Raw genomic sequence first — 10459 nt, forward strand, 5'->3', positions numbered from 1 at the left:
GGCTTTATTATTTATGCCCGGGCGCTGTGCGCCCGGGTCATCTCTTGCAGGTGCTATCAGGTAATGATGTGTTGCTGGTTAACAAGCTCGTCGTAGGTGGTCTGAACGCCATCAAGCGTAACGAGCGTGGTATTAGTGTAGGTGCCTCCCGCACCGTCACGGTCGATGGAGATCACGGTATTGCCATTACTATTAGTGACATGGAGATAATTCCCCAGCGTCGCGGCGCTACCGTTCCAGCCCACCAGCAGATCGCCGATGTCGATTTTGTCCCCCTGCGCCAGCGAGAAGCCAGTCCAGTGATCGCCCGCGGTGCTGCTGACGTTACCCGCCGTGGCATTCCCCACCGTACTGTTCAGCACCTGGTAAATCAGCGTATCGCCGTAGGCCGTACCGGTGATGGCGTCGTTATGTTCCGAACTGATGAACTGCGGCGCCATATTGATGGTCAGCGTGGCGCTGTCCGTTCTCCCGGTAGAGTCGGTCAGGGTGTAGTTGAAGGTCTCCTTCGACGTCATGGATGAGAGCGATACCCCGCTGTTGAGGGTATAGGTGTAATGGCCGTCAGCGCCGATCGCCAGGACGCCATAATGGCCGGTGATGTTCACCGTTGCACTGCCGGTATACGGATCCAGCGTGGTGGTCACGCCGTTGTACCCGGTCACGCTCAGACGGGTATCCACCGAGTGGAGCTGATCCAGCACGCCGCCAGAATCGGTGCCGTCAAAGATATTGCCGTTGACGGTGTGGCTGCCGGTGACGTCGAAATCACTCAGCGAGTAGGTGGTGCCGTTCACGCTTGGCGTGATGGTGATGTTCCCCACGCTCAGCCCCGGTACGCTACCGGTAAAGTTCAGCGTATAGGTTCCGGCGTTCAGATCCAGCCCGGTGAGCGGGATGTCGATATTGCCGCCCAGCAGTGAGCCGCCGCTGAAGGAGCCGCTGCGTATCACGCCCGAGCCGTCGCTGATGGACCAGTTTACCGTTAGCCCGCCCAGCGCCAGCAGCGAGGCCACGTTAAAGTGGAGCGACACGTTGTGCAGCGCGGTGTTCGCGTCGACCACGAAGGTTCCGCTGCCGGAGCCCTGGGTTGACGAGAGCAGGGCCGTCGTCCAGCTGGTGGTGCCCACGGTCGTATCCGAGTATGCCGACGTGTGGTGCACCGAGGTGAGGTCCATCGTGGCGCTGACATCGTTCACGGCATCCATCGCCCGGGGGGTTGGGGTGATGTTGAGCGATGCCGTATCCTTCGAGCCGTCAGGCGCGGTAACGGTGTAGACGAAAGTATCCGGCGTGCTGATATGGTCCGCTCCCACGCCGCTTCTCAGGGTGTAGGTGTACTGTCCGGACGAATTGATGGTCAGCGTGCCGTATTCCCCCTGAATGGTGGTGGTTCCACTGCTGTTGACCGCCACGCCGTTCACTTCGGTGACCAACGTGCCGGGAGGAACTGGGTCATTCGCCAGCACGTCGCCCGTGGTGGTTTCGCTGATGCTCGCCACGCTGTAGACATGATCCTGCAGGACGCTCAGCGTGTAGCCCGTCAGGACGGCGATCCCCGATGCGGTATTGAGTAAGAACAGGTACTCCCCGGCCGGCAGATTCAGCGTCAGCTGGGATGACGTGCCCCCCAGCAGCGGAGCGCGCAGCCAGCCCGACTCGACGCGAACCTGCTCGAAGGTCTGGGTGGCGTTGTTGAACTTATAGACGTACAGATCGAATACCGACGCCAGCGCCACGCCGCCCACGGAGGCCTGGATGGTCATGGTGCGGGTCGTGCCTTCCTCCACGTTGTAGATAATCGGGTTGGTCATGTCGTCCAGCAGGTTAAGCCCCAGCGTGCTGCCGAGATTAATGCCCACCAGGGTAAAACCGTTCTGAGACGAGGCGCCGTTATTAATCTCGCTCACGGTGGTGTCAAAGGTCAGCGAGGCCGTATCGTCCACCGCCACAATGCCGTTGATTACCGTACCGGCACCCAGAGACAACACCAGCTGCGCCGACGCGCTGACGCCGTTATGGGTGATGGTGTAGGTGAAGTTCTCCGTCCGGCCAACGACCGCGGCGCTGGTGTCGGTCAGGTTGTAGGTGTAGCTGCCGTCGCGGTTGATGGTCAGCGTACCGTATTTGCCCTGGATCACCGTGCCGTCGGCGTTCACGCTGGTGGTGACGCCCTGGGCGTTAGTGACTGCGGAAATGGTGGTTCCGGCCGGCGCGTTGTCGCTGCCGGCTGTCGGGTCCGTATCGAGGATCACGTTGCCGTTGAGGCTGGTATCGCCCGTGACCGTACCCGGACCGGTCTCTTTCACCGCCACGTCGAGGCTGGTGTAGGAGCCGGTCGCCAGCAGGTTGGTGTTGTAGCTGAGCACGCGATAGTTGCCGTCGGCCAGCCCGGTCAGGTTCAGCGATACGCCGGTTGCACCGAGGGTCAGGAGATCGGCAAACTGCGGTTGGCCGGTATCCACCACGGTGGTCCAGGCGCCGTTGACGTAATGCTGAACCACCAGCTCAAGGGTGTTGAGCAGAGAGAGCACCGCTCCCGTGGCGTTGGCGTTCACCACGATATCCGCGCTGCCGCCGCTGCCCACCGTGAAGTTGACCTGGGCCGTATCATTGCCCAGCAGCGTCAGGACGTTGCCGACGGCGCCAACCAGCAGGAAGCCGTAATCGCTGTACTGGCTGTTGGTCACGGTTGCCGTGGTGCTGAGGTTCAGCTCTTCGACGTTATTGCTGGCGGAGAGCGGCACCACCGGCGCAAGGGCGGAGCCCGGCAGCGAGGTGTTGCCCGCGGCGTCGGTGGCGGTGATCTGCAGCGTCTGGCCTTCGGTCTGTTTGTTAATGAAGGTGTAGGTGTAGGTGCCGTTGCTGCCCGCAATGGCGGTCACCGTCGAGCCGTCCGCAAGGCGGATCGCGACGGTGCTGCCTGCTTCCGCAGTCCCGGTCAGGACGCTACCGTCGGCGTTGAAGGTCCCGGTCGGCGCCGTTGGAGCGGTCGTATCGACGATAATCGTCGTCACGGCTGACGCCACGCTGGTGTTGCCCGCTGCATCGGTGGCCGTGGCGGTGAAGTTATGCGTGCCTTGCGCCAGCGTGGTGGTTTGCGGCAGGGTCCAGTTGCCGCTGCCGTCGGCGGTCACCGTGCCCACCAGCGTGATGCCATCGTAGATCCGCACCGTGGCATTCGCTTCGGCGGTTCCGCTCAGCGTTGGGCGCGTGTCGTTGGTCGGATTCGTACCGGTCACCGGGCCGGTAACGCTGCCGACATCATCAATGACCGAACTGATGACCGGTGCGCCCGGCGCGAGGGTATCGACGTTAATCACGTACCCGGCGGTCGGCGCGCTGGCGTTGCCCACCGCATCGGTGGCGGTAAAGGTCAAATTGTGCGGACCGTTGCCCAGCGCCGGGGATGGCGTAAAGCTCCACGCCCCGCCGGTCGCCGTCACGCTGCCGATTTGTACGCCGTTATCGAAGATTTTCACCGTCGACCCGGCTTCCGCCGTACCGCTGAGGGTTGGCTGCGCGTCGTTGGTGAACCCGCCGTTCGCCACCGGCGTCGCCGCATTGCCCACGTCATCCAGAATGCTGGTCAGCACCGGCAGCGCAGGCGGCGTGGTGTCGACGGTGAGGCTAAAGCTGGTGGACGACACGCTGGTGTTGCCTGCCGCATCCGTCGCCTGCGCGGTGAAGCTGTGCGCGCCCGCAGTCAGCGTGGTGTTGAGCAAGATACTCCAGCTTCCGTTGCCATCCGCGGTGCCCGTTCCGACAAGCGTAGTTCCCTCATAGATTTTCACGGTGGCAAACGGTTCGCTGGTTCCGACAAGGCGCGGTACCGTATCGTCGGTTGTTTGCCCGGACGTAAGCGGGCCGGTGATGGTGCCCACGTCGTCTATCGCCTGGCTGATAACCGGCGCGTTCGGTGCGGTGGTATCCACAATCAGGGTAAAGTCCGGCGAGTTCAGGCTGACGTTGCCCGCTGCATCGGTGACCGTGGCGGTCCAGGTATGGCTGCCGTTGGTCAGCGGCGTTGACGGCGTAAAGCTCCATGCGCCGGTACCGTCCGCCTGAACGCTGCCGACCGGCTGCCCGTTCTCATACACGGTGACCGTGGCGTTGGCGGTCGCGGTGCCGTTTAGCGTCGGCGTGGTGTCGTCGGTGCTCTGCCCGGAAGTGAGCGGAGTTTGAATGCTGCCCGCGTTGTCACCCGCGGTCGAAATGACCGGCGCCGACGGCACGCCCGTATCCACCGTCAGGTTAAAGGGTGTCGTCGTGCTGCCGGTATTGCCAGCCACGTCGGTGGCATTGAAGGTGATGGCGTGTGGACCTTCGCCCAGATCGGTACCCGGGGTGAAGGTCCAGCTGCCCTGGGCATTCACCACCGCAGTGCCAATTTCGTTGCCATCAACGATCACGTGCACGGTAGAACCCACCTCGCCCGTACCGTTGAAGGTTGGGCGCGCGTCGTTGGTGCTGTTACCCGACGTGAGCGCCCCGGTGACCGGACCGACGTCGTCAATCACGCTGGTCACCACCGGTACGCCGGGCGCTGCGGTATCAATGGTAAAGGTGAAGACCGATGAGTTAGCCGATGCGTTGCCTGCGGTATCCGTCGCATACGCGCGCAGGGAGTAGCTGCCGTCGCCCAGCGGCGCGGTCGGCGTAAAGGACCAGTTCCCGCTGCCGTCAACGATCGTCGTGCCAATCTGCGTGCCGTTATTCATGATGTGAATCGTGCTGCCCGCCTGCCCGGTGCCGCTGATGGTCGGGGTGCTGTCGTTGGTCACCTGGCCGCTGGTGAGGTTACCCTGGACGCCGCCAGGGACGTTGTCGCTCACATTATCCAGCGTCGGAACCGTCGGTGCCGTCAGGTCAACCACCACGCTCCAGGGAGCTGAGACCGCGCTGACGTTGCCCAGCGGATCGGTCGCCCGGACGGTGAAGCTGTGCGAGCCTTCGCCGAGCGCGGTGTCAGGGGTAAACGTCCATGTACCATTGTTGTCAGCCGTCACCACGGCAATCTGGGTACCGCCGTCGAAAATGGTCACCACGCTGTTTGCGTCCGCTGTCCCCGAAAGGGTTGGCGTGGCGTCGTTCGTTTCGCTGCCGCTGACCACCGTGGTGGCGGCGTTACCGACGTTATCCGTGACGTTGGTGATGACCGGCGTGGCGGAAACGGAGTCCACCACGACGGTGAAGCCCGCCGAAGGACCGCTCTGATTCCCCGCCGGATCGGTCTCGCGGATGGTCAGGATATGGTTGCCTTCTGTCAGGACGGGCGTGGTGTAGCTCCAGGTGCCCGTATTGCCGACCTCCGCGGTCCCCAGCAGCACGCCGTTGTTGTAGATGGAGATGGTATCGCCGACCGCGCCGGTGCCGGTGAGGGTCGGCTGGTTGTCGTTGGTGGTCTGGCCGCTGGTCAGCGGTCCGGTGCCCGGACCGACGTCGTCAATCACCGCGCCGATAGCCGGCGTGCCCGGTGCGGTGAGGTCGACGGTGACGCTGGCCGCCGGAGAGCGGCCGCTGGTCTGGCCGTTGAGGGTCGCCGTTACCTCAAAGGTGTGCAGCCCCTCGCCAAGCGCGGCTGGCGTATAGCTCCAGTTGCCGCTGCCGTCGGCGGTCACCGTCGTCAATGGCGTCGCGCTACCGTCCTGATAGATGGTAATCAGGCTGCCCGCTTCGGCCGTACCGGTAAGCGTTGGCGTGGTGTCATTAGTTGTTTTGCCTTTCACATCGCCAGTGATCGGATCCGCGTCATCGACGATCGCCGTGATGACGGGCACCTGCGGCAGCTCAAGCGACGAGTCGGTGACGACAAAAGGCACGCCCGCGCTGGCATTCCCTGCGGCATCCGTAGCGGTCACGGTCAGCGTGGTCGGATCCAGCTGCGCCGGGCTCAGCGCAATGGAGAAGTTGCCGTCGCTGCCGACAACGCCGGTACCAATGACCGTGGAACCGTTTGTCACGGTAATGATGCTTCCCACGTCACCGGTACCGGTCAGCGGTGTTCCTTCATCAGCCAGCAGCATGTTGCCCGGATCTGCCGGGGCGACGGTGTCTACCGTCACGCTCAGCGGTGCTGAATCACCGGAGGAGTTACCCGCTGGATCGCTGGAAGAGACTGTGAACGTATGAGGACCATCCGGCAGCGTCGTGTCGGCAGTCCAGCTCCAGGTGCCGCCCGGCTGGACCGTCACCAGCACCGTAGATGGCGTGCCGTCTACGGAAACGATAACGGTGGTGCCGGGTTCACCGGTCCCGGTAAGGGTTGGCGTGCCGTCCTTCGTGTAGAGCACGTTATTAGACAGCTGGCTGTCAGCTACGGTGCTAATGACGGGGATCTCAGGCGCAACGGTATCGAGGGTAACGGTAAAGACCGAACTCGGCGCGCTGACGTTACCCGCTGCGTCCACGCCCGCCACGGTAATGTTGAGCGGACCGTCCGTTTGCGTTGGAAGCGTCAGGTTCCATTCCCCGTTAGCCACCACGACACGGCCCACTTCGACGCCGTTGTTGTAGACGATCACCGTCTCACCGTTGACGCCGGTTCCGCCCACTGTCGGTGTGGTATCCGTGATGTAGCCACCGTTCGGCTCACCGCCCACTGCACTAATCACCGGCGTATCCGGTGCCAGGGTATCCACGACGATCGTAATCGCTGGCGACGGGTCAGAGACGTTGCCCGCTTCATCGGTGGCGGTGGCGGTATAGGCGTGGCTGCCCTCGGCAATGTCGCTGCCAGGGCGCCAGCTCCAGTTGCCGCTGCTGTCTACCGTGACGGTGCCCACGACGGTCGATATGCCGTTGACGGTGTCAGTGATGTTGATGACGTCGTTCGGCGTGCCGGTGCCGCTCAGGACCGGGCGCGGATCGTTGGTGGTTCCGCCATCGGGTACGGGGCCGGTGATCTGGGTGACGCTGTCGGTGACGGTCGGTGCCGCAGGCGTAGCCGGCGCTTCGGTATCAATGGTGATGGTTACCGGCTGCGACGGGGCGCTTTCGTTGCCCGTGCCGTCCACGTTGGTGACGGTCAGGGTGATGTCATAGGTACCGCCGGACAGTGGGGGTGATGGCGTCCACGACCAGCTGCCGGTACTGTCCACGACAGCGTCGCCGATTTTGGCGCCGTTGTTGTAGATCGTCACGGTATCGCCCGCCGTGCCGGTACCGCTCAGGGTTGGCGTGGTGTCGCGGGTGGTTTCGCCCGGGTTTAGCGTTGTTGCTGTTCCGTCAGGATTGACGGTGATGGCCGGGACGTCCGGCGTGGCGGGCGCGACGGTATCTACCGTCAACACAAACGGGCTGGAGACAGTGGTATTGCCGGCGGCATCCGTGGCGTGAACCGTCAGCGAATGCGGGCCGTCGGTGAGCGGGGTAACGGGCGTAAAGCTCCAGCCACCGCTGCCGTCGAGGGTGGCGGTGCCGAGCAGGGTGGCGCCGTCATAGACGGTGATCACCGCATCAGCCGGGGCGATGCCCTGCAGCAGCGGTGTGGTGTCATCCGTGGTATCGCCGCTGATGAGCGTGCCCTGAACGCCGCCGACGTCATCGGTCACGGTGGCGATGGTTGCTGCCGCTGGCGGCGTGGTATCGACGGTCAGGGTGAAGCCACCTGACGGCTGGCTGGTGTTACCCGCCGCATCGGTGGCAACAACGGTAAAGGTATGAGGCCCGCTGCCAAGAGGCGTGGTGAGGGTATAGGTCCACGTGCCGTTGTCGTCGACCAGGACCGTGAAAAGATCGGTGCCATCCAGGCGGATGGTGACGCTTGAGCCAGGTTCAGCCGTGCCGTTGAGCGTCGGCGTGGTGTCGTTGGTGCTGTCGTTGGGGTTGAGCGCACCGAGGCGCTCCGGCACATCATCCAGCACCTGGGTAATGACCGGGGCGGCAGGCGCGACGCTGTCAATCGTCAGAGTCCAGGTGTTGGAGACGCCGCTGGTGTTACCTGCCGCATCGGTCGCGACGGCGGTCAGGGCGTGCGGGCCCTCGGCGATAGGCGAGGAAGGCGTAAAGATCCATACGCCAAGACCATTGGCGACGGTCGTACCAATAGCAACACCGTCCACGCGCACGGTGACCGTCGCGTTTGCTTCGGCGGTACCGCTGAGCGTCGGGGTTGCGTCGTTAGTGGTCTCATAAATGTCGAGCGAGCCGGTGCGACCGGGAACATCGTCCACAACTTGTGAAATCACCGGGGCGCCGGGTGCCGTGCCGTCGACGTTAATTGTCCACGGGTCTGATAACCCGCTTGGATTACCGGCGGGATCCGTCGCCTTCGCGGTCAGCACCCAGGTGCCATCGGTCAGCGGTGCGGGCGGCGTAAAGCTCCACAGGCCGGAGGAGGGAACAACCGTCGTACCGAGGACATCGCTGCCGTTATAAATCGTGATGGTCGAGCCCGCTTCGCCCGTCCCGTTCACGGTCGGGGCCCGGTCGTTGGTGAGGCCGTTTTGGCCCACGGGGCCGGTGGTGGCCTGCAGGTCATCAATCACCGACACGATAATTGGCGTCTGCGGTGGGGTAATATCCGGTGACGCCGCGGAGGTTGCGGGCCCCGTGTTGCCCGCCGTGTCGGTGGCGTCAGCGGTCAGGATTTCGCCGTTGAGCTTCGGCGGGGTCAGCGTCAGGCTAAAGTTCCCTTCGCTGTCGGCAACAACAGTGCCAAGGGTGACATTGCCTTCACGGATGGTCACCGTGCTGCCAGCTTCCGCGATGCCGCTGATGGTGCCGCCATCATTCGAAACCTCGAGATTACCCGGGGCAGACGGCGGCGTGGTGTCCACGGTGAAGATGACGGGCTCTGAGGTCGCGCTCAGGTTTCCGGCGGCATCGGTTTCAGTGACGGTTATGGAGTGTGTCCCGTCCGGGAGCGGGCCGTTCGGCGTGACGCTCCAGGTGCCGTTGGGCAACACCGTCGTTGTGCCAACCACCACGCCGTTATCGTAGATGGTGATGGTTCCGCCGGGCTCGCCGGTTCCCGCGAGGATGGGCAGTGAAGCATCGGTTGGCGCGACAGACGTGATGGTTCCCTTGATAAGGCCCGTATCGTCGGTCAACACAATCGCGCTCGGCGCGTCCGGCGGAGTAAGATCCACCGTCAGGGTAAACACCGGCGAGGCTGGCCCGGTGTTGCCGGCGGCGTCGGTTGCCCGCACGGTAATCTGGTGAGTGCTTTCGCTCAGGTCAACCGACGGGGTAAAGGTCCAGGTGCCGTTGCTGGCGACGACCGCCGTACCAATGGCGACTCCGCCGTCATAAATCGTCACGGTCGAGCCCGCTTCGCCGGTGCCGGTAAGCTGCGGGCGCTGATCGTTGGTGCTGCCGCCGTTGCTGACTGCTCCCGTCTGCGGGGCGACATCGTCCGTTACGCTGGTGATTGCTGGCGCATCGGGCGCGGTGGTGTCCGGCGCGTTGAGCGTTGTGCCCGGGCTGGTATTCCCGGCGTTATCCGTGGCGGTGGCGGTCACCTGCTCGCCGTTGGTCAACGGTGTGCCGAGAGAGACGGTAAAGCTGCCGTCGCTGCCCGTTTTTCCTGTGCCAATGACGTTGCCGTTCGCGTCTCTCAGCGTGATGGTACTGCCGGGTTCTGCGGTACCGGTGACGGTTTTGCCATCTGAAGAGAACTTAAGGCCGGAAGGCGCGTTCGGCGCTGTCGTATCCGCATTGGCCGAATTGTTACTGCCGCCACTATCACCGCCGCCGGTGCTTGCCGCCGCCGCGATGCCGCCCGCTGCGGCAATTCCGCCCAGTGCCCATGGCCAGATGGCGGCACCACCGGCGTCGCTCCCGGAGGCCGCAAGCAGCACGTCCGTGGACGCGATAGATTCGTACGTGGCGGCTCCGGTCGGATCTTCAATCCACCATAATGCGCCGTTGCTGTCCTGCAGTACCAGCTGGCTCACGCCCTGCGCGTCCGTGACGTAGAAGTTTTTAAGGGTGATCACCTCGCCGGAGTGCAGCGTAACCAGCAGATCGTTACCGTTTCGCGCGAAGTGGGAGACGCTCGCTCGCTCGACATTAAGCTCAACGATAGAGGAATGGCTCAGGGTAACCTGTGTGCCTTCCGTGGTCGTTTCCACGCCAGTAAGTTTCGATATAACAGAGATTTGGCTCATTTAGGCATTACTCCAGCAGATGTGTCATGAACGGCGAGCAAGACGAGCCAACTCTGCAGAAGGTAAAGGGCGCCCCCGGCGCAGTCGCTGTTATTACGCAGCACTGACCGTTGTTTTTAGCGCGCACGATGCCCGCCAGAATTCAGAGTGGCAACATCAGAGCGAATCTAATGACTTATAAAAGAGAACAGTTTTTATGGGTGTTTTGTGTCTTGTAAAACCCTGTAATTAATAGAGGAATTATTTTTTAGAATATAAAAATGATATAGACAGAAAACGAAGGTTGTGCAAATTAAGCTTTCGTAAATAAGTGCAAAAACAATGAAGAGGGCATTAATGTATTGGGG

At 62.8% G+C, this 10459-nt stretch carries 1 protein-coding gene; it reads right to left on the minus strand.

Going from position 1 to position 10459, the window contains the following annotated elements:
* Positions 1–56 precede the first annotated feature (56 nt).
* Positions 57–10112, minus strand: a complete 10056-nt coding sequence (locus IM317_RS20660) for a BapA/Bap/LapF family large adhesin (RefSeq protein WP_033146335.1) — start codon at positions 10110–10112, stop codon at positions 57–59.
* Between the last annotated feature and the right edge of the window lie 347 nt (positions 10113–10459).

It is taken from the genome of Enterobacter cloacae complex sp. S3, from assembly GCF_014930495.1.
Lineage (GTDB): Bacteria > Pseudomonadota > Gammaproteobacteria > Enterobacterales > Enterobacteriaceae > Enterobacter > Enterobacter asburiae_B.

Excerpts from the sequence above, each read along its gene's own strand:
- IM317_RS20660 (WP_033146335.1), bottom strand. The coding sequence starts at position 10,112 with ATGAGCCAAATCTCTGTTATATCGAAACTTACTGGCGTGGAAACGACC.